This window comes from Thermoanaerobacter sp. X514 (genome assembly GCF_000019065.1).
Taxonomy (GTDB): Bacteria; Bacillota; Thermoanaerobacteria; order Thermoanaerobacterales; family Thermoanaerobacteraceae; genus Thermoanaerobacter; species Thermoanaerobacter pseudethanolicus.
In genome coordinates this window covers 1889361-1914319 of the sequence record NC_010320.1, presented here as the reverse complement: position 1 = coordinate 1914319, position 24959 = coordinate 1889361, and the positions used below count along the sequence as shown (strand labels likewise).

At 33.3% G+C, this 24959-nt stretch carries 24 protein-coding genes and 1 other annotated feature; of the genes, 23 read left to right on the top strand and 1 reads right to left on the bottom strand.

The genetic code is table 11. The annotated features are described in order from the left end of the window. The first annotated feature begins 12 nt into the window (after nt 1-12). The 23 genes from TETH514_RS09560 to TETH514_RS09450 all read left to right on the top strand — a co-directional run bounded on the left by TETH514_RS09560 (nt 13) and on the right by TETH514_RS09450 (nt 23987). Nucleotides 13-1632 (top strand): acyl-CoA dehydratase activase, encoded by a 1620-nt coding sequence (locus TETH514_RS09560; protein ID WP_009052497.1) that lies wholly within the window; start codon nt 13-15, stop codon nt 1630-1632. A 40-nt stretch (nt 1633-1672) separates the two neighbouring features. Beyond that, nucleotides 1673-2818 carry a sugar diacid recognition domain-containing protein gene (locus TETH514_RS09555; protein ID WP_009052496.1) on the top strand — a complete coding sequence of 382 codons (1146 nt, stop codon included), beginning with the start codon at nt 1673-1675 and terminating at the stop codon, nt 2816-2818. A gap of 136 nt (nt 2819-2954) precedes the next feature. Continuing rightward, nucleotides 2955-4088: a glycerate kinase gene (locus TETH514_RS09550; RefSeq protein ID WP_009052495.1), complete on the top strand. Its 1134-nt coding sequence runs from the start codon at nt 2955-2957 to the stop codon at nt 4086-4088. Nucleotides 4089-4109: 21 nt separating this feature from the next. Beyond that, nucleotides 4110-5453 carry a GntP family permease gene (locus TETH514_RS09545; protein ID WP_009052494.1) on the top strand — a complete coding sequence of 448 codons (1344 nt, stop codon included), beginning with the start codon at nt 4110-4112 and terminating at the stop codon, nt 5451-5453. A 250-nt stretch (nt 5454-5703) separates the two neighbouring features. Next, nucleotides 5704-6081 (top strand): RidA family protein, encoded by a 378-nt coding sequence (locus TETH514_RS09540; protein ID WP_009052493.1) that lies wholly within the window; start codon nt 5704-5706, stop codon nt 6079-6081. A 295-nt stretch (nt 6082-6376) separates the two neighbouring features. Then, nucleotides 6377-7564, top strand: a complete 1188-nt coding sequence (locus TETH514_RS09535; protein ID WP_009052492.1) for an HlyD family efflux transporter periplasmic adaptor subunit — start codon at nt 6377-6379, stop codon at nt 7562-7564. Between the two features lie 6 nt (nt 7565-7570). Next, a complete protein-coding gene (locus TETH514_RS09530; protein ID WP_172632707.1) occupies nt 7571-8275 on the top strand; it encodes a YggS family pyridoxal phosphate-dependent enzyme in 705 nt (234 codons plus the stop codon). A 3-nt stretch (nt 8276-8278) separates the two neighbouring features. Then, the gene (locus TETH514_RS09525; protein ID WP_003867666.1) at nt 8279-8692 is read left to right on the top strand and encodes a cell division protein SepF; all 414 of its coding nucleotides are present in this window, start codon (nt 8279-8281) and stop codon (nt 8690-8692) included. A 16-nt stretch (nt 8693-8708) separates the two neighbouring features. Beyond that, nucleotides 8709-9011: a YggT family protein gene (locus TETH514_RS09520; protein ID WP_003867667.1), complete on the top strand. Its 303-nt coding sequence runs from the start codon at nt 8709-8711 to the stop codon at nt 9009-9011. After that, a complete protein-coding gene (locus TETH514_RS09515; protein ID WP_003867668.1) occupies nt 9008-9754 on the top strand; it encodes an RNA-binding protein in 747 nt (248 codons plus the stop codon). The genes TETH514_RS09520 and TETH514_RS09515 overlap by 4 nt, the downstream gene beginning before the upstream one ends. A gap of 27 nt (nt 9755-9781) precedes the next feature. Continuing rightward, a complete protein-coding gene (locus TETH514_RS09510; protein ID WP_003867669.1) occupies nt 9782-10267 on the top strand; it encodes a DivIVA domain-containing protein in 486 nt (161 codons plus the stop codon). Beyond that, the gene (locus TETH514_RS09505; protein ID WP_003867670.1) at nt 10257-10502 is read left to right on the top strand and encodes a TM1266 family iron-only hydrogenase system putative regulator; all 246 of its coding nucleotides are present in this window, start codon (nt 10257-10259) and stop codon (nt 10500-10502) included. The genes TETH514_RS09510 and TETH514_RS09505 overlap by 11 nt, the downstream gene beginning before the upstream one ends. Before the next feature lie 58 nt (nt 10503-10560). Continuing rightward, nucleotides 10561-10779: a binding site (T-box leader), on the top strand. Nucleotides 10780-10833: 54 nt separating this feature from the next. Continuing rightward, nucleotides 10834-13632, top strand: coding sequence for an isoleucine--tRNA ligase (gene ileS / locus TETH514_RS09500; protein WP_009052491.1), 2799 nt, complete (start codon nt 10834-10836; stop codon nt 13630-13632). Nucleotides 13633-13679: 47 nt separating this feature from the next. After that, nucleotides 13680-14975: an amidohydrolase gene (locus TETH514_RS09495; RefSeq protein ID WP_009052490.1), complete on the top strand. Its 1296-nt coding sequence runs from the start codon at nt 13680-13682 to the stop codon at nt 14973-14975. A gap of 229 nt (nt 14976-15204) precedes the next feature. Further along, complete coding sequence (locus TETH514_RS09490) at nt 15205-15852, top strand: L-fuculose-phosphate aldolase (protein WP_003867673.1); 648 nt, start codon at nt 15205-15207, stop codon at nt 15850-15852. A 16-nt stretch (nt 15853-15868) separates the two neighbouring features. Next, nucleotides 15869-16609, top strand: a complete 741-nt coding sequence (locus TETH514_RS09485) for a GntR family transcriptional regulator (protein ID WP_009052489.1) — start codon at nt 15869-15871, stop codon at nt 16607-16609. Nucleotides 16610-16633: 24 nt separating this feature from the next. Further along, on the top strand, nt 16634-17590 hold the full coding sequence (locus TETH514_RS09480) for an alcohol dehydrogenase catalytic domain-containing protein (protein WP_003867675.1): 957 nt from the start codon (nt 16634-16636) through the stop codon (nt 17588-17590). A 21-nt stretch (nt 17591-17611) separates the two neighbouring features. Then, nucleotides 17612-18649, top strand: a complete 1038-nt coding sequence (gene mtnA, locus TETH514_RS09475; protein ID WP_003867676.1) for an S-methyl-5-thioribose-1-phosphate isomerase — start codon at nt 17612-17614, stop codon at nt 18647-18649. A 10-nt stretch (nt 18650-18659) separates the two neighbouring features. Then, nucleotides 18660-20384: an ABC transporter ATP-binding protein gene (locus tag TETH514_RS09470; RefSeq protein WP_003867677.1), complete on the top strand. Its 1725-nt coding sequence runs from the start codon at nt 18660-18662 to the stop codon at nt 20382-20384. Between the two features lie 8 nt (nt 20385-20392). Next, nucleotides 20393-21151: an energy-coupling factor transporter transmembrane protein EcfT gene (locus TETH514_RS09465; RefSeq protein WP_003867678.1), complete on the top strand. Its 759-nt coding sequence runs from the start codon at nt 20393-20395 to the stop codon at nt 21149-21151. Nucleotides 21152-21165: 14 nt separating this feature from the next. After that, the gene (locus tag TETH514_RS09460; protein WP_003867679.1) at nt 21166-21936 is read left to right on the top strand and encodes an S-methyl-5'-thioinosine phosphorylase; all 771 of its coding nucleotides are present in this window, start codon (nt 21166-21168) and stop codon (nt 21934-21936) included. Between the two features lie 135 nt (nt 21937-22071). After that, nucleotides 22072-22872 carry a QueT transporter family protein gene (locus TETH514_RS09455; protein ID WP_003867680.1) on the top strand — a complete coding sequence of 267 codons (801 nt, stop codon included), beginning with the start codon at nt 22072-22074 and terminating at the stop codon, nt 22870-22872. A gap of 89 nt (nt 22873-22961) precedes the next feature. Continuing rightward, the gene (locus TETH514_RS09450; RefSeq protein WP_012268745.1) at nt 22962-23987 is read left to right on the top strand and encodes a PLP-dependent aspartate aminotransferase family protein; all 1026 of its coding nucleotides are present in this window, start codon (nt 22962-22964) and stop codon (nt 23985-23987) included. Nucleotides 23988-24156: 169 nt separating this feature from the next. On the opposite strand, the gene TETH514_RS09445 is transcribed toward TETH514_RS09450, so the two are convergent. Beyond that, nucleotides 24157-24957, bottom strand: coding sequence for an ExeA family protein (locus tag TETH514_RS09445; RefSeq protein ID WP_009051793.1), 801 nt, complete (start codon nt 24955-24957; stop codon nt 24157-24159). Between the last annotated feature and the right edge of the window lie 2 nt (nt 24958-24959).

Genomic DNA, 24959 nt, shown 5'->3' with positions numbered 1-24959 from the left:
GGAGGTGAAAAATTGATAGGGTACATTTGCAAATACACGCCTGTAGAAATAATCGAAGCTTTTGGAGAAAAACCGGTAAGACTTGATCCAGGATATAAGTCTCATGAGCGTGCTGAAGCACTGATTCATTCAAATATGTGCAGCTTTGCAAAAGGGGTTTTGGAAAATATAATTGAAAATAATATTGAAGAGGTTGTATTAACTGCCTGTTGTGATAGTATAAAAAGACTTTATGATGTGTTAAAAGATAAAGTAAAATTTATCCATCTTCTAGACCTCCCCAGAAAAAAAGATCTTCTCGCAATAGATCTTTTTTACAATGAAATAATTGAATTTATAGAAGCGTATCAGGCCTTTAAAAACAAGAGTTTTGATGAAGAGAGTTTGCTAAAAATTCTAGAAAGCAAGTCTTTTAATAAAGAAGAATCCGCTGAAAGCATTGCTATATTAGGTGCGAGGCTTAAAGATGATGTTATAGAAAAAATCAGAAATTCTTGTACAGCAAACGTAATAAATTTTACCTGCACAGGTGAAGAAAGAGTATTCAATATTGAAGCAAAAGATAATTTATTAAAAAGCTACGCGGAATCGCTTCTTAATTTTACACCCTGTATGAGAATGGCAGAAGATCGAAGCAAGTTAATCAATAAAGAATTGAAGGGGATAATATACAACACCATAAAGTTCTGTGATTTTTATTCCTATGAATATGCTGAACTCAAAAGCAGAGCAGACATCCCACTTTTAAAAATTGAAACTGACTATAACGATTCAAATAGCGGACAGATTTTAACAAGAATAGATGCTTTTTTGGAATCAACCGGTATAAAAAAGATGGAAAAACAGAAAGCCAAGAAAGGATATTTTGTAGGAGTGGATAGTGGCTCTACTTCTACAAATGTAGTCATAATCGACGAAAACAAAAACGTAATATCATATTCTATTATTCCAACAGGTCCTAAAGCTCTAGAAAGTGCTTTTAAAGCTTTTGAAATTGCTTTAAACAGTGCGGGCCTTCAAAAAAAGGATATTACATCAATAGTAGCAACAGGGTATGGAAGAGTAAGCATTCCCTTTGCAGATAGAATTATAACTGAAATTACCTGTCACGGAAAAGGCGCATTTTTTATAGACAATGCTATTAGAACTGTTATAGATATAGGTGGACAGGATAGCAAAGTGATAAGGTTAGATGACAGCGGCAATGTTATTGATTTTGTGATGAATGACAAATGTTCAGCAGGGACAGGCCGGTTTCTTGAAGTAATGGCGAGAACGTTAGGCATTTCAATAGAAGAAATGGCAAAAGTCCATAAGGAAGTAAAAGAAAATATCACGATTACCAGTATGTGCACTGTATTTGCAGAATCGGAAGTAATATCTCTTATTGCCCAAAATAAGGACCAGAGGGATATAATACATGCCCTCAATAAATCCATTGCTTCAAAAGCTATTTCCCTGGTCGACAGAATAGGGAGAAAAGGAAAATACATGATGACAGGGGGCGTTGCCAAAAATCAGGGAGTAGTTTATGCCATCGAAAGCAGGCTCGGCGAAAAACTTATAATTCCATTTGAACCACAGATTATTGGAGCACTTGGAGCAGCGCTAATTTCACTTGAAGGTAAATGAGGGCATCACTATAGTCAATTAATTTTTAAGAGGGATGCTTATGCTCAGTCATGAGGATTATCAAAAGATTGTAAATAGGCTTATGAATATTCTTGGCAAAAATATAAACATTATGGATACAAAAGGGGTAATTATAGCATCAGGAGATTCTACAAGGATAGGCTCTTTCCATGAAGGGGCAAAAATTGCAGCCTCGAGAAAGATTGATGTTATTATAGATGATAGCAATATAGAATATTACAAAGGAACTAAAAAAGGGATAAACATTCCTTTGTTTTATAATGGTGAAGTAATAGGTGTTGTTGGAATTACGGGTGAACCAAAAGAAATAATTGGCTTTGGTAGAATAATTAAAGAATTAGTTGAGCTTATGATTCAAGAATATGAGAATAAAAAATATGAAGCATTACATTCGAGAGCAATGGTAAGTTTCATTAAAGAAATTCTCAATCACCCTAATATAGGGCATGAGGAAGAAAAAATTTTAAAAAGCAGGGCTAAACTTATAGGCTTTGATATAAAAAAGCAGAGAAGTTTAATTGTTGCTGATATTAGAGGCTTTAATGATTTCATTTTATCCAAAAACTTGAAAGAGATAGATATTCAAGAATTAAAGGAAAACATTGTAGAATTTATAAAAAGTAAATTAAATCACGATGAGATAGTCTTTAACTTTAACGAAGATAGATTTGTTATAATGCTGAGCTCTAAAAACCCTATGCCTTTCTGTAAAGAACTTCAAGAAGGGGTTAAAAAGAAATTTAATCTTTCCTGCATCATAGGAATAGGTCCAGATTGTAAAGATATAAAAAACTATCATACTTCTTTTACAATTGCAAATAAATTAATAGATATTGGGAGAAAGATTGACAAAGATATTTTAGATTTTAAAGATTATAAAATAGAACTATTGATTCACAGCTTATCCATCAATGATAGCATAATATTCTTTGAAGAGTATAAAGATATTTTAAATTCGAAAAACAAAGATATAATAAACACTATTAAAGTTTATTTTGAAAGCGGAATGAATATAAATCTTGCTTCTAAAAAACTTTTCATTCACAGAAATACTCTTACCTATAGATTAAATAAGATAAAAGAAGAATTTAATGTAGATATAACAAATCCCTATGTTTGTATGAAAGTTTATATATCAATATTGATTAATCAATTATCCCCTTGAGTGATGAGGGGTTTTATTATTTATGCACAAAAATTATATAGAAATTATAACAAACTATTGTTCTTTTTGAATATTTTAAATAAACAAGTTTTATGATAAAGTTAAAATCGTAGTGATGATATTCGGTGGTGATGTTGTGAAAATTCTTATAGCTCCTGATAAATTCAAAGAAAGTTTATCCGCTTTAAAGGTTGCAGATAGCATAGAAAAAGGAATTTTAAAGGTTTTCCCAAAAGCCGTTATCGTGAAAGTCCCTATGGCAGATGGTGGCGAAGGGACTGTTGAATCATTAGTTGATGCAACTGGAGGAAAAATAATAAAAACAAATGTAAAGGATCCTCTATTTAGAGATATTGAAAGCTTTTATGGAATATTAGGTGATGGCAAAACAGCAGTTATAGAAATGGCTGCTGCCTCAGGACTTTATCTTTTGAAGGATTATGAGAGAAACCCCATGATTACAACAACATACGGAACCGGTCAGCTTATAAAAGACGCTTTAGATAAAGGCTGTAGGAAATTCATTATAGCAATAGGTGGAAGCGCAACAAACGATGGTGGTACTGGTATGGCAACAGCGTTAGGAGTTAAATTTTATGATAAAGATGGTAGAGAAATAGGTCTTGGAGGAGGAGAACTTTCAAAAATTTACTCAATAGATACTTCAAATCTTGATGAGAGACTGAAGGAATGTGAGTTTATCGTAGCCTGCGACGTAGCAAATCCTTTAATTGGAGAAAATGGTGCGTCAAGAGTTTACGCTCCACAAAAGGGCGCTACAAAGGAGATGGTAGAAGTTTTAGATAAAAACCTTGAACATTATGGTAAACTTTTAGAAAAGTATTTTAATAAAAAAATAATAGATGTTCCAGGCTCAGGTGCTGCAGGCGGCTTAGGCGCAGGACTTATGGCATTTTTAAATGCGCAGTTAAAAAGTGGTATAGAAATAATAATTGAAACATTAAAACTTGAAGAAAAAATAAAAGAAGCTGATATAGTAATTTCCGGTGAGGGAAAAATAGATTTTCAAACAGCGTTTGGGAAAACAATTTCAGGAATAGCTAAATTGTGCAAAAAGCATAATAAACCGCTTATTGTAATAGCAGGGACGGTTGAAGATATAGAAAAACTTTATGAGATTGGAGTTAGCAGCGTTTTTTCAACTATGGAAAAACCAATGTTTCTTGAAGATGCCATAAAAAACGCACCAACATTGGTAGAAAAATCTGCTGAGAGAATTTTTAGGTTAATCAAAGCCATAAAGGCTTAAAAAAATAAAGGAGGGTTTTTAATGTCAGGTTCATATTTAGTTTTTATTCTATTCTTGACTATACTTTTTATCGTAATTGCCACAGCAAAATTTAAACTTCATCCATTCTTAGCCCTTATTTTCGCATCATATTTTTTAGCTTTTGCAGCATTTATGCCATCTGATAAAATTGCAGGGATAATTTCTCAAGGCTTTGGTAACACACTAACAAGCATAGGAATAGTAATAATAGCTGGTGTTATCATAGGAACCATTCTTGAAAAATCAGGTGCTGCAATCAAAATGGCTGAAACAATTATTAAGTTTGTAGGAGAAAAGCGACCTACAATAGCAATGAGTATCATAGGTTGCATTGTTTCTATACCTGTTTTCTGTGATAGTGGATTTATAATTCTTTCTTCATTGAACAAAGCTTTAGCAAAGAAAACGAAAACATCTCTTGTTGCAATGTCTGTAGCACTTTCAACAGGACTTTATGCAACACACGTTTTAGTTCCACCGACTCCAGGTCCAATTGCGGCTGCTTCCAATCTTAAACTTAATAATCTTTTATTGGTTATTTTAATAGGACTTTTGGTAGCGATACCAGCAATGATAGCAGGTAATATATTTGCTAATAAAGTTGCTTCAAAATATCAAGCTAATATTGATGAAAGCATAAGCTATGAGGAAGTTTTAAAAAAATACGGCAAACTTCCAGATGCTTGGAAATCATTTGCCCCAATTGTTGTTCCCATAATTTTAATGGCACTTGGCTCAATCGCAAAGTTCCCAGGTGAACCATTTGGAGAGGGCTTTTTTTATAAACTATTTGTATTTTTAGGAACACCTGTAAATGCACTTTTAATAGGTATGTTCTTTGCATTTTTGCTTTTACCAAATTTAAGTTCTGAAACATTAAATTCCTGGATTGTCGAAGCAATAAAGGATTCAGCAACAATATTAATTATAACTGGAGCAGGTGGTTCATTAGGTAATGTAATTAAAGAAATAGGAGTAGGTGATTATCTCGGACAAACTTTGTCGGGATTAAATCTTGGTATGTTTTTGCCATTCATTATTGCAGCAGCAATTAAAACTGCACAAGGTTCTTCGACCATTTCCATTATAACAACATCAGCATTAATGCTTCCGCTACTACCATCTTTAGGATTTACTTCAGATATTGCAAAGGCCCTTGTGGTTGCGGCAATAGGTGCAGGTGCTATGACCGTTAGCCATGCAAACGATAGTTATTTTTGGGTTGTTTCTCAATTTGGTGGAATAGATGTTAAAACTGCATACAAGACTCAAACTGTTGCAACTCTAATAATGGGAATTGTAACAATTATCACAGTTCTCGCTTTGTCGTTGTTCCTACTTTAATTTAAAAAAATAAAAAAAGGAGAGGCGGAATTCTCACCTCTCCTTTTTCAATGTATTTTTTGGGAAGTGCAGAGAGGGGAAGTAGGGCTAAGTATGGGGTTTAATATTAAAATTTTTGACAACAAAGGAGTGCAAAAAATTTTATAATCATTAAAAAAATATTGATAAGCCATAAATATTAATGATATAATATTTCGTGTATTCAGATTTTACATATTGTATAACACTTTTACTGAAAGGATGAAAATAAATGAAAACCATAATAAACACCGATACCGCCCCTAGAGCTATTGGACCATATTCGCAAGCTGTAATGATAGACGGCTTTTTGTACACATCAGGGCAAATAGCAATTGATCCTGCTACAGGAGAACTTGTAGAAGGAGGTATCGAAGCGCAGACGGAAAGGGTTTTAGAGAACATAAAAGCGATTTTAAAAGCTGCGGGGATGGACCTTAACAATGTTATAAAGGCAACTGTATTTGTCACTAACATGGGGGATTTTGCTAAAATTAACGAAATTTATGGAAGGTATTTTAAAGACAATCCACCTGCCCGTTCTTTAGTTGAAGTAAAAAGTCTTCCTAAGGGTGCTCTTATAGAAATAGAAGTCGTTGCTCATAAATAAATTTTTCTCGTAAACTCTCCTTGGAATTGTAAGGCGTACAAATTTATTTATCCCTCTAGTTACAATTATACTGTTTTACCTAAAATTTCTCTTATAGATTTACTTATGAGCCGCCAATATTGAGGCATTTTACTGCGAGATTAGAACCGGTAGAATAAAAAATAAGGGGATGGGCAATTCACCATCTCCTTATTTTGTCTATAAAAATATCGAAAACTGTGATAAAATGAATATATGCATAAATTTGTAGAAGGAAAATCGGCATTTATATAGAATATATTGATAGGTGAGAGATGTGAAAAAATTAGCTAAAATTGTAGTTATATTATTGGTGATAGTTTACATAAGTAAAGTAGGAATAACGACTTTTGCAAACAAAAATAAAACTACAGTAGTGACTTATGGAAGTATTTTAATAGCCTTTAATGCCCAAGGATATGTTATAAAGAATGAAATGTTGATAAATGCTCCTTTCGATGGCAAAATAAAAAAACTTGTACAAAGTGGAGAAAAAATTCCGAAAGGTACTCCTATTGTGCAAGTTTATTCTGCCGATTTTGATGAAGAAAAACTACATCAATTAGAAGAGATAGACAGAGAACTAAAAAATCAGGATACTAATATACCTTTTTATTCAGATATTCAAAAATTAGACAACATGATAAAGACAGAAGAGCAAAATTATCAAAATGCGATACAGCAAAATAGCCCTGATGCAGATAAAATACAAAAAAGGATTGAAGACTTAAAAGCCAAAAAAGAAGAAATTTTAAGTAAAGGGCCAATAATACTTCAAAGAATTGAAAACTTAAAAGAGCAAAAAGAGTATTTAGAAAAGTATGTAGAAAAAAATGCGATTACTATAAATTCACCAGAGTCAGGAATTGTAAGTTACTATTTTGATGGCAGTGAAAGTATTCTAAATGAAAGAAATATGTTCAATTTAAATCCGACACAACTTGAAAATTTAAACTTTCAATCCAAAGAAATTAGTACAGAAGTAAAAGGAGATTACCCTTTTGTAAAAATAGTGGATAATTTGGAGTGGTATTTAGCGTTGGTTTTAAATGAAAAACAACAGGACTTATTAAAAGAAGGTAGTAATGTGAAAATTTTGATTGATAATTATAGTGGTGAATTGCGGGGAAAAGTTATAAAAACCTACAAAGGTGACGATAAATTATATATAGGAATAATTGAGATGATAGATGAATATCCCAACTTTTATAAAACTTCTAAAATAAATGTAAAAGTTAAAGTTAAAGAGTTCAATGGACTTAAAATACCTCTTTCTTCTATTGTGCAAAAAGAAGGAAAAGAAGGAGTTTTTGTAATAAAAAATGGCAAAGTTCCTACTTTTAAAGAAGTAGTAATAAAGGCTACAGATGGCAAATATGCAATTGTAGAAAGCGTTGATAAAACATCTGGATTAAAAATATATGACGAAATAGCGGTAAATGGAGAGGATTACTTGAGCAAATAAGGGGGGATAAATACGACTATATGTGAAAATATAAGAAAAATAAAGGAAAACATAAAAGAGCATGCGTTAAGGGTAAACAGAAATCCAGAGGAAATATTAATTGTGGCAGCTACTAAAACTTTCGGTGTAGAGACTATAAAAGAGGCTATTGCTTGTGGCATAACTGACATAGGTGAGAATAAGGTTCAAGAGTTAAATGAAAAATATCCTTATTTAAAAAATGAGGTAAAATTTCACTTTATAGGACATTTACAGACAAACAAAGTGAAATACATTATTGACAAAGTTAAGTTGATACATTCTTTAGATAGTATTAAACTGGCAGAAGAAATAGACAAAAGGGCTAAACAAAAGAGTCTCATAATAGATTGTTTGGTGGAAATCAATATTGGTGGAGAGGAAAGTAAATACGGAATTCCTCCTGAAGAAATGCATAATTTTGTTAAAGAAATGGAAAAATATGATAATATAAGAATTAGAGGGCTTATGGCAATAGCTCCTTACCTTCCACCAGAAGAGGTAAGGCCCTATTTTAGAAAGATGAAAGAATTATTTGAAGAGCTAAAAGAAATTAAGCAACATAATGTACAAGTAGAATTTTTGTCAATGGGTATGTCCAATGACTATTGGGTAGCAGTTGAAGAAGGGGCGAATATTGTTAGAATTGGCACTTCTATTTTTGGGCAAAGACAATATAATGTGGAGGGATAATTAATGTCTTCAAAAATGATTGATAAATTAATGAGTTTCTTTGGTATCGATGAGCCAGAAGAAGAGAAAGAAGAAGTAGACTCTTTACAACCTGTCATACCTTACGATAGAAAGCCTAAAATTGTCAATATTCATACACAGCCCCAAGTAAAAGTTTTGATTTTAAAGCCAGAAAAGTTTGAACAAGTGATGAATATATGTAATGAATTGAAAAATAAAAAACCGGTGATTGTAGATTTACAAAAGATGGACAAAAATGAAGCTCAAAGAGTAGTGGATTTTTTAAGCGGTGCAGCCTATGCTCTTAATGGAGAGATAAAGAAGATATCTGGCTATATATTTTTAGTTGCGCCTGAGAATTTTGATATTACAGGGGATATAAAAGATGAAGTAAATTCTTTATACAATCTAAATTGATAAGGAGGAAATGATTTTGCCTGTAAATTTTGCAATTTTAACAGCATTAGATTATTTTTTTGAAGTTATAAATTGGCTTATATTGATAAGGGTTATTTTATCTTTGCTACGAATGGAGAATATGTCAAATCCACTTTCTCGCTTTGTGATCGTAACGACAGAACCAATACTTGAGCCTTTTAGGGCATTACAATTTAGGTCTTCTATTGGAAGAAATTTAATGATAGATTTTTCGCCAGTTTTGGCGATTTTGGTGATTCAGTATTTAGTTCGTCCTTTAGTTTTTAAATTAGTATTATTACTGATGAGGTATATATGATGGACAAGGAATTTACTGTATCCCGATTTGAAGACATAATTAAAGGCGTTTTAAAATCTAAAAGAGTAAAATATACAGACTTTTTAAGCCTCTCTGAACAAAAAATTTTTGAAAAAACTATATTAAAGTATCGACAGCAAGATATAAACTATAATCTAGATGGAGGATATCCTTTAGCAGAAAGAAAGATAGCAATTATTTACCCCGATTTTTTACAGCCGGAAGATACCCCTATTTGCGCTGTAAGAATTGAAGGCAATTTTTCTAAGCTATCTCATAGAGATGTGTTGGGTTCACTTTTAGGGTTAGGGATAAAAAGACAAAAAATAGGCGATATAATTGTAAAAGAGGATAAATGTGACATATTGTTACATAAAGATGTGGAAAGTTATGTACTTATGAACCTTTTTAAAGTCGGGAAAGAGAAGGTAAGAGTTAATTCAATTGACTTGAAAGATGTGATAGAACCTGAAATAAAATATAAGGACATTTTTTCTACCGTAGCCTCACTACGGGTTGACAGTGTGGCAGCTGCAGGTTTTGGTATATCAAGGACGAAGGCTTCAGAACTTATAAAGTCCGGTCTTCTTCAAATAAATTGGGAGTATACAGAAGACCCTTCTTCAGAAGTAAAAGAGGGAGATGTAATTTCTTTACGTGGTTTTGGAAGAATTAGATTAGAAGAAGTGAGAGGTAATACAAAAAAAGGTCGCGTTTCTGTACATATTCTAAGGTTTATATAATGTTACAAAAGAAAAGGAGGTAATATTATGCTGACGCCTATGGATATACATAATAAAGAATTTAAGCGGTCTTTTAGGGGTTATAATGAAGAGGAAGTGGACGAGTTTTTGGATAAAATTATGGAAGACTATGAAATGTTATACAAAGAAAATGCGGAGTTAAAAGATAGAATTAATATAATGAATGAAAAACTTCAAAGTTACATAAATATGGAGAACACTTTAAACAATACTTTGATTGTTGCTCAAAATACTGCAGAGGAATTGAAAAGAAATGCAGAAAAAGAAGCACAACTTATCATACAAAATGCACAACAAAATGCAGAAAAAATATTAGAGAAGGCAAATCAAGAAGTTGTAAGAATAAGAATGGAGTTAGAAAGATATCGCAAGCAATTAAATGTTTTTAAAGCGAAATTTAAATCTCTTTTAGAAGCCCAGTTGGAATCAATACTTTCAATAGATGAGAAAGAATTGATTCCAGATGAGGATGAGGAGAAGGATGCAGAATAGATTAGGGGTTGTTGGAATATTGATTCAAAATAGAGAAAATGTGGCGGATAGGGTAAATCACATATTGAGTGAGTACGGCCACATTATTGTAGGAAGAATGGGTATACCCTATAAAGATAGGGGAGTATCGGTTATCGCTTTAATAGTTGATGGTACAACGGATGAAATAGGGGCTCTTACTGGTAAACTTGGAAGTCTTCCTGGTGTAAAAGTGAAATCTGCTCTGACTGCATGAGATATGCATACTATTGACGAAAAACTTGTGGTATTATATAATTGTGTAAAAAATATTGTTAAAAGCTATGATGAGGACGAGTAAGTAGAAGCGACTTCCAGAGAGTTGGCGGTAGGTGCGAGCCAATAAGTTCGTTTCTACTGAAAATCACCTCGGAGCTGCAGGCTGAACTACAGTAAGCTGTGCCGGGCTTCCCGTTATCTTAAATGAGAGATTAAGGCAAAGTTTTTCTTTGTCTTAATAAGTAGGGTGGTACCGCGAACTTCTCGTCCCTGACGAGAAGTTTTATTTTTAGTTTGAAAGATAATATTTGAAGAGGAGGTAATGTTCAGTGGATTACAACAAGACACTTAATTTGCCGAGGACAGATTTTCCTATGAAGGCTAATTTGCCAACACGAGAGCCAGAGATATTAAAAAGATGGGAAGAAATGGATATTTATCATAAAACATTGGAAAAAAATAAAGGCAAGGAAAAATATATTTTACACGATGGGCCGCCTTATGCTAATGGAGATATACACATTGGAACTGCTATGAATAAGGTATTAAAAGACATTATAGTGAAATACAAAACAATGAGGGGTTATGATGCTCCTTATGTGCCAGGATGGGATACACACGGTCTTCCTATTGAACAGCAAGCTATAAAAACTTTAGGTATAAAAAGGCATGAAGTAAGTCCTACAGAATTTAGAAAAGTGTGTAGGGATTTTGCTTTTTCTCAGATTGAAAAGCAAAAAGCTCAATTCAAAAGATTGGGAGTAAGGGGAGATTGGGATAATCCTTATCTTACCTTGAATCCGGAGTATGAAGCTAAACAGATAGAAGTATTTGGTGAAATGGCTAAGAAAGGCTATATCTATAAAGGTCTAAAGCCTGTATATTGGTGCCCCAGCTGTGAGACTGCTTTGGCAGAAGCAGAAATTGAATACTTTGATGAAACCTCTGATTCTATTTATGTAAAATTTAGAGTTAAAGATGATTTAGGGAAATTCAAGGGAATTGTTGAGAATCTTAATAATGTGTATTTTGTAATATGGACAACTACTACATGGACTATTCCGGCTAACCTTGCAATTGCTTTAAATCCAGAGTTTGATTATGCGCTTGCAAAGTTTGGAGACGAAGTATATATAATGGCAAAAGACATGTTAGATACTGTAAAGAAAGAAGCTAACCTTTCAGATTATGAAATAGTTGCTGTATTTAAAGGAAAAGATTTGGAGGGCATGAAGGCTACCCATCCTTTATATGACAGAGATTCTTTAATAATCTTGGGTGAGCATGTAACTTTAGAAGCTGGTACTGGATGTGTTCATACTGCTCCCGGCCATGGCGAAGAAGACTTTTTAGTTGGGCAAGAGTATGGGCTTGAGGTTTTAAATCCAATAGATGATAAGGGATATTTTACAGATAAAGCGCCAGGATATGCTGGTCTGTATTATGAAGAGGCTAACAAGGTCATAAAGGAAGACTTGAAAAAAGCTAATGCATTAGTGGCAGAAACCCGTATTACCCACTCATATCCTCACTGTTGGAGATGTAAAAGTCCAATAATATTTAGGGCGACAGAACAGTGGTTTGCTTCTGTGGAAGGATTTAGAGAAGAGGCACTAAAAGCTATTAAAGAAGTTAATTGGTATCCTTCATGGGGCGAAGAGCGCATAACTAACATGGTAAGAGATAGACGAGACTGGTGTATTTCAAGGCAAAGGGTATGGGGTGTGCCAATTCCTATATTCTACTGTGAAAAGTGTGGGAAACCGCTTATAAATGATGATACAATAAATGCAGTTAAAAAGATCTTCAGGCAAAAGGGTTCAGATGCATGGTTTGAAATGTCAGCTGAAGAGATATTGCCAAAAGGGATTACTTGCGAATGCGGTTCTACGAAGTTTAGGAAAGAGACAGATATAATGGATGTGTGGTTTGATTCAGGCTCCAGCCATGCAGCTGTGTTGCAAACTCATCCTGACCTAAAGTGGCCTGCAGAGCTTTATTTAGAAGGTTCAGACCAACACAGAGGATGGTTCCAGTCTTCCCTTTTGACATCTGTGGCAACACGTGGAAAAGCACCTTATAGAAACGTATTGACCCACGGGTTTGTTGTAGACGGTGAAGGAAGGAAAATGTCAAAATCTTTAGGGAATGGTATTGACCCAGCTGATGTAATTAAAGAATATGGAGCAGATATTTTGAGGCTTTGGACTGTTTCTGCTGACTTTACTTCAGATATGAGAATTTCACAAGAGATTTTAAAACAGATGACAGAAGCGTACAGAAAAATACGTAACACTAGTAAGTTCTTGTTAAGCAATCTTTATGACTTTGACCCTGATAAGGATATGCTCCCTTACGAAGAGCTTTTAGAGATAGATAAATGGGCTTTATTTAGGCTTAACAGAGTAGTTGAAGAGCTTACAGAGGCTTTTGATAAATATGAGTATTACGATTTTCTCCATCTGGTTCATACCTTCTGTGTAGTAGATATGAGTAGCCTTTACCTGGACATTTTAAAAGACAGATTGTATACTTATCCTGCTACTTCTAAAGAGAGAAGAGCGGCTCAAACGACACTTTACATTATTTTAGACACTCTTGTAAGGTTGATAGCACCAGTGCTTACATTTACTTCAGAAGAAATATGGTCATATATGAAGCACGACAGTCAAAATAATTTTGAAAGTGTTCAGTTAGCTGATTGGCCTCAAGTCCAAGAAAAATACAATAATCCTTATATAATAGAAAAATGGGAAAAACTTTTTGACATAAGAAAAGATATTTCTAAAGCTCTTGAAATAGCGAGAACTGACAAAAAGATAGGTCACTCTTTAGAGGCACAAGTGGATATATATCCATCTCAAGAGCTTTATGATTTCTTTAAAGGCTTTAATGACCTCGAATATGTGTTCATAGTTTCAAAAGTGGTACTTCACCAACCAGAAGAACCTGCTCCTCAAAATGCTTATGAAAGTGATGATTATAATTTGAAGATTGTGGTAACCCATGCACCGGGGGAAAAATGCGAACGCTGCTGGATGTACAGTGAAACAGTAGGAACTATAAAAGAGCATCCAACTATTTGCGCAAGATGTGCTTCTCACATTGAGCAGCAAACACAAGTTTAAAAAGGGGATTTTTCCCCTTTTTAAACATTATTTTTAGGAGGGATATTATGAATCTGCTTATAAAAAATGTAGCTTTGCTATCTATGAAAGAAGAACAGCCACTTATGGAAAACACCAATATCTATATTGAAGGCGACACGATAACTTACATAGGAGAAATTAATCCGGATATAAAAGTTGACAGAGTCATAGATGGAACAAAAAAAATTGCAACGCCGGGTCTTATAAATGCTCATACTCATTTGGGAATGTCTTTACTTAGGAATTATGCAGATGATGTGCCGTTATTTGATTGGTTGAGTAAACATATCTGGCCTGTTGAATCTAAACTTTCAGCAGAAGACGTTTACTGGGGTTCTTTATTGAGTATGATAGAGATGATTTATTCTGGTACTACTACTTTTTGCGATATGTATTTTTTTATGGATGAAGTAGCTAAAGCAACAGAAGAAGTAGGGATAAGAGGAGTGTTGACAAGGGGTATTATAGAAGAAAGTGACGCTGAAATAAATAAGGAAAAGTTAAGAGATACGCGAAAACTTTATAATACCTGGCATAATAAAGCGGATGGAAGAATCAAAGTAATGGTGGGTCCTCATGCACCTTATACTTGTAGCTCCTCTTATTTGAAGGAAGTAGTAGAATTGGCTAAGGAGTTAAATACAGGAATTCATATTCATGTATCAGAAACAAAAAAAGAAGTAGAAGAAAGTTTCCAAAAGCATGGAAAATCTCCTGTGAAACATTTAAAGGACATAGGAGTATTTGATGTTCCGACTGTAGCAGCTCATTGTGTTCATGTAAGCGATGAAGACACTGAAATATTAAAGGAAATGAAGGTATCACCAGTTTACAATCCTACCAGTAATGCCAAGTTAGCCAGTGGTTTTGCTCCTGTGGATCAAATGCTAAAAAAAGGAATAAACGTAGCTTTGGGAACAGATGGTCCAGCCAGTAACAATAACCTAAACATGTTTGAAGAGATTCATTTTGCTGCCACTATTAATAAGGCGTTAAATTACGATGCTCTTGCCGTACCGGCCTTGGAAGCTCTAAAAATGGCGACAATCAATGGCGCTAAAGCTTTATTGTGGGATAAAGAGATAGGTTCCATCGAAGTAGGGAAAAAAGCGGATATAGTGATTATTGATATTGACAAGCCGCATTTTTATCCACACCACAACTTAATTTCTGCTTTAGCTTATACTGCTCAAGCATCAGATGTGGATACAGTAATAATAAATGGCAAAATAATAATGGAAAATAGAGAAATAAAAACTGTAGATGTGGAAAAAGTAATGTATAACGTGGAGAAAAGAGCAAAAAATTTGATACAAAGATAAGGTGTTCTGGATTGTAGACAAGGTCTCATTTAAGAAGTTTTTGAATTTGGCATAAAAAGTTTGTCAAAAAATTGAGGTATTCTGACAATAAGTCAGAATACCTTAATTTTTTTTGTAAATTGTTTAAATAACAAACTTGACAGTTTATTTGCAATACTATATAATTTTCTCAGAACAACTTGTCAGACAAGTTGTTCTGCAAAATGATTAAAAATCGAGGGTGATGACGTTGCTAATGCAATCAGAAAGGGAACAAATAGTAGAATATGGTAAAAAACTCATAACCTCTAATCTTACCAAAGGTACAGGTGGAAACTTAAGTATTTATAATCGAGAAAAAGGATTAATGGCTATAACTCCTTCTGGAATGGATTATTTTGAAATTCGACCGGAAGATATTGTTGTGATGGATTTAGATGGCAAAAGGATAGAAGGCGATAGAACTCCTTCCTCGGAATATGAAATGCATAGAATTTTTTATGCTAATAGGCAGGATATAAATGCCATTATACATACACATCCAGTGTATTCTACTACTCTTGCCTGTTTAAATTGGGACCTTCCACCAGTTCACTATTTAGTAGCTTTAGCTGGACCAAATGTGAGATGTGCGAAATATGCGACTTTTGGTACTAAAGAATTAGCGGAAAATGCTTTTGAAGCAATGAAGGACAGAAAAGCTGTTTTATTAGCTAATCATGGATTACTAGTGGGAGCCGAAGACCTTCCAAATGCTTTTAATATAAGTGAACAGATTGAATATGTTGCGGAGTTGTACTATAGAGCAAAGTCCATAGGAGAACCGGTAATTCTTTCTGAAGATGAGATGAAATTGATGTTAGAAAAATTTAAAACTTATGGACAAGTTAAAAAATAATTTTAGGAAGGATAGTATGACAGAGTTTAGAAAAAGTAAGAAGTCTGTTTCTTTAAGCCAAGAAGTAAAGAAAAAAATATTGGAGTACATAGAAAAAGAAAATTTACAACCAGATGATAAATTACCTTCGGAAAGTCAACTGACAAAAATGTTCAAGATTAGTAGATATACTATAAGAGAGGCTTTGGCCCTTTTAGAACAGGAAAAGATAATATATAAAATTAAAGGTAAGGGTACTTTTGTAAACAAAAAGCCTATACAGATAAAGAGTGGATTAGAATATTTGGATAGCATAACAGAAATTATTAGAAAATTTGGATATGAGCCGGGAACAAAATGGGTTAGTATTGAGGAAACTATACCTACAAAAGATATGGTGAAAAAACTAAATCTTAAACCAAAGGAAAAGGTGATTACTTTTAAAAGAATTAGAACGGCTGATGGCAAACCTGCTGCTTTTTTAGTAGATACAGTTGCGAAAAAAATACTTGGTAACAAAAAACCTGATCAAATTAATTTTGAATCCCTGTTTGAATACATGGAAAAGGAGTTTGGAATAATTATTGAATATGCCATTTCAGAAATTATACCGACTTTCCCTACTGAAGAGATGATTCAATATTTAGGTGTAGATAAAAATTCCCTGTTTTTGTTGCTTTATCAATTACATTATGACAAAGAAGGAAGGACTATATTTTATTCTTTAGATTATTTTGATCCAAAAATATTTAAATTTAAAGTTATACGAAGTCGGTAAATTAAGTTGGAAGAAGGGATAAGAATGAGGGGCTTGCATTTTGATAGCAAGTTAGAGCTGCGGACTGATTTGCAAAAGCCTAAGGCCCAAAAAGGCGAATCTTTGATTAAAGTTGTGTTGGCTTCTATCTGCAATACAGATATTGAGATAATGAAAGGATACAAGAATTTTAAGGGAATATTAGGCCATGAATTTGTAGGAATAGTAGAGGAATCTGATGACCCTAATTTAATAGGAAAAAGAGTAGTAGGCGATATCAATATAGCCTGTGGTAAATGTGACCTTTGTAGAATTGGACTTTACCACCATTGCCGTAATAGAAAAGTATTAGGGATAAAGGATAAGGATGGCGCTTTTGCTGAATATCTTACGCTGCCAAATAAAAACCTTTATATTGTACCAAATGAAATCAAAGATGAAGAAGCAGTTTTTACGGAACCTATTGCTGCAGCTTTAGAAATTATTGAGATGTATCACGTAAAACCCACTGATAAAGTAATAATAATTGGGGATGGTAAATTATCACAGTTTATTACTCAAGTTGTTGCTCTTACTGGGGCTAATTTATATGTGGTAGGGAAGCATCAAGAAAAGCTGGATTACCTAAAAAGTAAAGCAAATATTATTTTACTAGATAATTTAGATAGACTAAGTTTAAAAAATAAATTTGATATTGCTATTGAATGTACAGGAAATGAAGGAGGTTTGCAATTAGCTCAAGAATTAGTAAAACCTACAGGTACTATTATATTAAAAAGTACCTACAATTTCCTTGCTACTCTGAGTCCCACTGATTGGGTTGTTAATGAAATAAAAATGGTAGGTACGCGGTGTGGACCTATGGAAGCAGCCCTGAGACTACTCCAGAGAAAATTGATTTCTACAGATTATTTGATAAGTGGCATCTATTCTTTAGAGGAATATCAAGAGGCTTTTTCAAAAAAGAATAAATTAAAAGCAGTTATAGATCTGCGAAAATAATGAAGAGGACGAGGTGAAAAAATGAAAGAAATTAAATCAATAGAGTTTAAAAACGAAGTTTTGTATTTAATTGACCAAAGGAAATTACCTAATAGTTATGAGATTTTTGAATGCAAAACTTATAGGGATGTAAATTTTGCTATAAAAGAAATGGTAGTAAGAGGGGCTCCTGCTATTGGTGCTGCAGCAGCCTATGGTGTTGTGCTGGCAGCTAAAGAATTTCTCAAAGAAGATAGAGAAATATTTTTTGAAAAAATAGAGGAGGCCTTAGAAGTTATTGCAAACTCGAGACCTACAGCTGTAAATCTTATGTGGGCAGTAAAAAGGATGAAGAAAGTTATAGAGAAAAACAAGGAGTTAGAACTAATAGATATATATCAAGCTTTAAAAAAGGAAGCAGATAGTATTTATTTAGAAGATATAGAGACTAATAAAAAAATGGCTAAGTTTGGTAACGAAGTAATTAAAGAAAATGCTGTTATTTTAACCCACTGCAATACAGGAGCGCTTGCCACTGTAGGATATGGTACAGCCTTAGGTGTCATTAGAGAGGCTCACTATAGTGGTAAGAATATATTTGTGTACGCTGATGAGACAAGGCCTCGATTACAGGGCAGTAAGTTGACAGCTTGGGAATTAGTACAAGAAGGAATTCCTGCAAAATTAATTGCTGATAGTGTTGCTGCTACTTTAATAAGGGATGGGAAAATAGATGTGATATTAGTAGGAGCTGATAGAATTGCTTTAAATGGAGATACTGCTAACAAGATTGGGACTTTTATGTTATCTGTAATTGCAAAAGTATATAATGTTCCCTTTTATGTAGTAGCTCCTACCAGTACAATTGATTTTGAAATTGAGAGCGGAAAAGAAATAATAATAGAAGAAAGAAGTCCTGAGGAAGTTACTCATATAAACGGTGTTAGAATTGCTCCAGAGGGGATAGAAGTATACAATCCAGCTTTTGATGTGACTCCTCATGAAAACATCACGGGTATAATAACAGAAAAAGGGATAATTAAACCTCCATATAAAGAAAATATATTAAAACTAAAGTGAGGGAGATAGGATGTCAGTTATTGAAACAAATGTTAATTCAAAGGAGATTGTGATAAAGGATTTAACTTTTAGATATAAAGACCAAAAAGAAAGAAATGCAATAGAAAATATTAACTTAGAAATTGAAAAAGGAGAATTTGTAGTGATTATGGGACCAAGTGGGGCAGGGAAATCTACATTAGCGCAATGCTTAAATGGCCTCATCCCTCATTTTACAAAAGGGCACTATAGCGGAGATGTTATAGTGAAAGGTATAAAAGTAAAGGAAACAAGAGTAAGCAAGATGGCAAAAGAGATAGGGCTCGTGTTTCAAGATTTTGAATCACAACTATTTTCTACAAACACAAGGTTGGAAATAGCTTTTGGTCCGGAAAATTTTGGAGTAGAAAGAGAAGAAATACAAAGACGAATAGAGAGAATATTAAAAATTGTTAATTTAGAAGGACTTGAAGATAGACAGCCTTCTACTCTTTCTGGTGGTCAAAAGCAAAGATTAGCTATAGGTTCTGTGTTAGCATGTATGCCAAGTATAATCTGTATGGATGAACCTACTACTGATTTAGATCCGATAGGCAAAATAGGTATTTTTAATATTGCAAAAGAATTACATAAAGATAAAGATTTGACTCTGATTATAATAGAGCATGAAACGGAAGAGGCGTTGAATGCTGATAGAGTGATTATAATGGAAAAAGGTAGAATTATAAAAGATGGGAAACCTGAAGAAATTCTCAAAGAAGTAGAATTAATGGAAGAAATAGGAATAATGCCTTTGCAAATTCCCAAGTACTTTTTACAAGTTTCTTCTTTAAAAAGAGAAGAACTACCACTTACTTATGAAGAAGGGATTGAGAGGTTTAAAGAATTAGGACTTAAAATAGACGAGGATAAGTATAATGAAATTCTTAGGAAAGAAGAGGAAAGAGAACAAAGTTATGGTGATGTGATAATAGATGTTAAAGATGTAGAGCATGTGTATGCTAATGGTACAAAAGCATTAGATGGAATTAACTTGCAGATAAAAGAAGGAGAATTTTTAGCACTTTTAGGACATAATGGAAGTGGCAAAACTACGTTGGCAAAACATTTAAATTGTCTCTTAAAACCTACCAGTGGTAGTGTGATAGTATATGGAAAAGATACTAAAAAGTCGAATGTATTTGAAATAGGAAATTATGTAGGGTATGCTTTTCAAAATCCCGACCATCAAATATTTGCAGATACCGTATATGATGAAATAGCTTTTGGACCTCGTATGAGAGGGTGTTCTGAAGCAGAAGTGAAGGAAAGAGTAAGTGAAGCATTAAAAGCTGTTGATATGGAGGGTTTTGAAAAAGAAGATCCTTTTTCACTATCTAAAGGAGAAAGACAAAGAATTGCTGTGGCTTCAATTTTAGCAGCAAGGCCAAAAGTCATTATTCTGGATGAACCTACTACTGGGTTAGATTATAAAGAACAGAAGAGAATGATGGAATTAGTGAAAAAATTGAATGAGAGTGGCCATACAATAGTGATGATAACTCATACAATGTGGATTGTATCAGAGTACGCTCATAAAGTAGCTGTGATGAAAGATGGCAAAATAGAAATGTATGGCAAAGTAAGGGATGTATTCAGAGAAGACGAAAAATTTTTTCAACTTTTTTTAAAAACACCTCCTATTGTTAGCATGAGTAATAGGTTGGGTAAAACTTTTTTGTCAGTAGAAGAAATGGTAAGTTGCACAAGGAGGTAAATTAAAAAATGGATATGTTTCTGTATCTAGATAAAGATAGCTTTTTACATAAACTTGACCCACGTACAAAAATTTTCGTTATGCTTGTAAGCTTTGCAATAGCTCTCATGTTTAGTTCTTTAACAGTTCTTTTACTCTTATCAGCAGTGATAATTGTATATGGTTATATAGGGAAGGTACTTTCTAATCTTAAACGCATACAAGTAATTTTAATTATGATTGCTCTTATGTCGATTTTGTTATGGGCCTTTACTTATCCAGGAACTACTCGCCTTTGGGGGCCAATAACAAAAGAAGGAATAATTTATGGCATAGCTATAGGATTAAAATTTGATATTATGATAATTTCAGGAATGATTTTTTTAAGTTCTACAAAAATTGAAGAAATATCTCTCGGCTTAGTTAAATTAGGCATACCTTATAGGCCTGCTTTTGCTTTTTCTACAGCTATTAGATTGGTTCCAATGATAGTAGCTACTAGTTACACTATAACTCAGGCACAAAAATCAAGGGGATTAGATTTAGATACAGGTAGTTTTCTTCAGAGAATCAAAAAATATATTCCTTTATTAATACCTGTTTTGATTTCTGTAATACGACAAGCAAATATATTGGCTATGGCTTTAGAATCAAAAGGATTTGGATATAGCGACAGGAGGACAAATTATTTGGAAATAAAATATACAGCTAAAGATTATATACTAATAGCAATCGCAATTGTAGTATTGATAATTGCTATATTTTTCAAAGTTAAATACAAAATGTAGGAGGTACATTTTAAATGGAAAAGGCGATCATTGGTGGTACTGGATTTTACGAAATAGGACAAAAGGTGTCAAAAAAATTGGTAGAGACAAAATATGGAGAAGTGGAAATTGATATTGTGACTATTGAAGGGGAAAAAATTGGCTTTTTGCCCCGACACGGGAAAGGTCATGCAGTTCCACCTCATCTCGTAAATTATAGGGCAAATATTATGGCATTGAAACAAATGGGAGTAAAATATGTGTATGCAACAGCTGCAGTTGGTTCTTTTAATGAAAATTATGAGCCAGGGGATGTTGTAGTACTTAAAGATTTTTTAGATTTCACTAAATCGAGACCATTGACCTTTTTTGAAGGGGAAGATGGAGTGGTAAGACATGTAGATATGAGTGACCCTTATTGTAGCAATTTAAGGGCAAAATTTTACAATGCTGCTAAAAAAGAAGACTTATTAATAAAAGGAGATGCAGTTTATGTATGCACTGAAGGTCCACGATTTGAAACTGCACAAGAGATAAGAATGTATAAAAATTTAGGTGCCGATGTAGTAGGGATGACTAATGTTCCAGAAGTAATTTTAGCGAAAGAATTAGGAATGTGCTATGCTGCGGTGGGAATAGTTTCAAATTGGGCTACAGGAATGAAGGGCAGTATAACATTACATGAAATAAAAGATACTTTAGAATTGAACAAAGAAAAAGTGATAAAAACATTTATAAGAGTTTTTTTAGAAGAAAAATTAGATCAAAATCACTGTAGTTGTAATAGAGCAGTGATTGAATTATAATATTTTTGATTATTTTTATAGTTGAGGACAAAATTTATGGTATATTTTCATAAAAAGGAAGGAGGTGGGAAAGTTATTTGGGTATAACTGTTAGATGGCAAAAAATAAATATTTAAAAAGAAGGGAGTTGGAGTTATGAAGGAAATTTTTAGCATGTGGAAGAATACTAAAATGGTTGTTTTAGTTGCTTTAAGTGCAGGATTATATGCAGCAGTTTTAATACCTTTCAAAGGTTTTGTCCTCATTCCTGGCATAACAGAAATAAGACCTGCTAATACTTTACCACCTGTTTTAGGATTACTCTTTGGACCTGCAGGGGCATGGGGTTCTGCTTTTGGAAATTTAATAGGTGATTTCTTTGGTACGCTGGGAGTTGGAAGTATTTTTGGATTTATAGGAAACTTTATGCAGGCTTATGTCCCTTATAAACTTTGGAGAAATCTTGGAATGTTGAAAGCAGACGACTTAGAACCAAACTTAAATTCTGGAAGAAAAGTTTTTGCATACATAGTAGCAGCATTAATTGGAGCTTTTGCATGTGCTCTTACCATAGGATGGGGTTTGGACCTTCTTAAAATGGTTCCTTTTGCGGCTTTAGCTTCTATAATAGCTGTAAATAATTCTATTCCTTCAATTGTATTAGGAATACCTTTATTGTTAATTTTGTATCCAAGAATTAAGAAATGGAATTTATTGTGGACTGATATAATGGAGGAAGAAGATATTTCTAAACCAGATGCAAAAGCAAGAGTAGCTGCAATAATAATGACGCTTGCAGTAATCATAGGACTTTTTGGTGGTTTAGCAGCAGCAGTAGGAGTAGGGCAGGCTTTGTTTGCTGCAGGTTTTGCAGCAGGTGGAACTGGTTCTCTTAGTGTACAAATAATAGCGGGATTAAGCACAATAATATTTATACTCTCTGGTTTATTGCAATAAATTTATAAGCCGGGTATGCTATAATTAAAGAGCATACCCGGTATGTCATTGATATGGAGTATTGTGATTAAATTATAGGAGGAAGTCCTATGGGAGTAAATAAAAACTATCGGTTTGACACAAAAGTAATTCATGGAAATGAGTTTAAGAAAAACCCTGAAAATGCTTTGAATCCTCCAATTTTCCAGACGACTACTTTTGTTTTTGATGACCTTGAACATGTTGAAAAGGTGATGTCTTTTCAATCTCAAGACTATGTTTATACAAGAGGTAATAATCCTACATTAAGATTATTTGAAAACAGATTAGCGGAGTTAGAATATGGTAAAGGGGCAGTAGCTTTTTCTTCCGGGATGGCCGCTATTAGTTCAGTTTTATTTTCTCTTTTAAAACCCAAAGATAATGTAATAATTCATAAGACTCTTTATGGTTCAAGTTATAACGTGGTGACAAATATTTTGCCTAAATATGGAGTAAATTATAAAATAGTGGATCTTACAGATATAAGCGAATTAGAAAAAAGTATAGATGACTCTACAAAAGTTGTGTATTTTGAGACCCCTTCTAATCCAAATTTATCTATTATAGATATTGAAGAGGTTGCAAGGGTATGTCATAAAAAAGATATTAAAATTGTTGTTGATAATACTTTTGCTACCCCCTATTTTCAAAATCCTCTTCTATTGGGAGCCGATGTAGTTGTTCATAGTGCTACTAAATATATAGGAGGTCACGGTGATGCACTTGGGGGAGTTGCAGTTTCCCAAGATGAAAAGTATATACATTATTTAAAATTTGATTATATGTGTGAATTTGGTGGAGTAATGAGTCCTTTCAATGCTTGGTTGATGTTGAGAGGTATAAAAACTTTAGGTATAAGAATGAGACAACATGAAAAAAATGCAATAGAGGTAGCAAATTTTTTAAATTCGCATCCTAAAGTAAAAAACGTTATGTATCCTGGTCTTAAAAGTTTTAAAGGTTATGAAATAGCGAAAAAACAAATGAGAGGATTCGGAGCTATCATAAGTTTTGAAATAGAGGGAGGAACCAAAAATTTAGAGAAGTTTATTGTCAATTCTCAAATTAAATCTCCAAAGATTTTCAAATTATAATGGCATTTTTTAAGTGCATAAAAGTATTTTTTCTCAAATTATCACAGCCTGATTAAAAATTTTTTTCACTTTTTAAGAGCATAACCGCCAAAATATGTTAATATCTGTTATTGGCAATTTGGGTTAATTGAAGTATAATAAAAAATGAGAGTAGCGAAAGCTACTACTCTCATAAACTGATTTCATTTTGTGCCTGGTATATTACTTCTTCATCTATTTCTCTTAGCCTTTTAGAATACGCATAGAGAAGAGAAGCCGTTACCAGGTTATTTATTATCCTTGGCAGCCCTTTTGTTAGAGAATATATTGCTTCATATGCCGATGGTGTAAATATATCATCCATCACTCCAGCTATTTTCATTCTTGTTTTTATATAATCTTGAATTTCTTCTTTTTTTAGCCCTTGCATTACATACTTTATAGAAATTCTTTGCCTTAGTGCACTGTTTACATTCAAGGCTAGTTTGTTTCTTATGTGTGGTTGTCCTGAAAGTATCAGTATATACGGGTTTTGAGAATCCATATTAAAGTTAAATATTATTCTCAAATCTTCAAGAACATCATTAGAAACCAGTTGTATTTCATCTAATATTATGACAGGAGTTATCTTCTGGCTATAGTAAAGTTCTGTTATCGCTCTTTGTATCTGGTGAAAGAGCGTTACTTTTTTGTATGAGGGGGTTTCGCCTAAAATCATAGCCAATGCTTGATAGAATTCTCTCACTGTGAGTGTAGAAAGGGCAAAGTAACATGGTTTAAATGTAGAACGATTGAGGCTTTCAGCATATTTTCTTAATGCGGTAGATTTGCCTGAACCGGCCTCCCCAACGACAAGTCCTATACCCCTTGTTTCTTGTAAATATTTTAGCCTGGCATTTAATTCAGCAATGTCTTCACTTATGTAAAGGTCGTTTACACTTATCTCTTTAGAAAATGGATTAAATTTCATTCCAAAATATTGGGTAAACATTG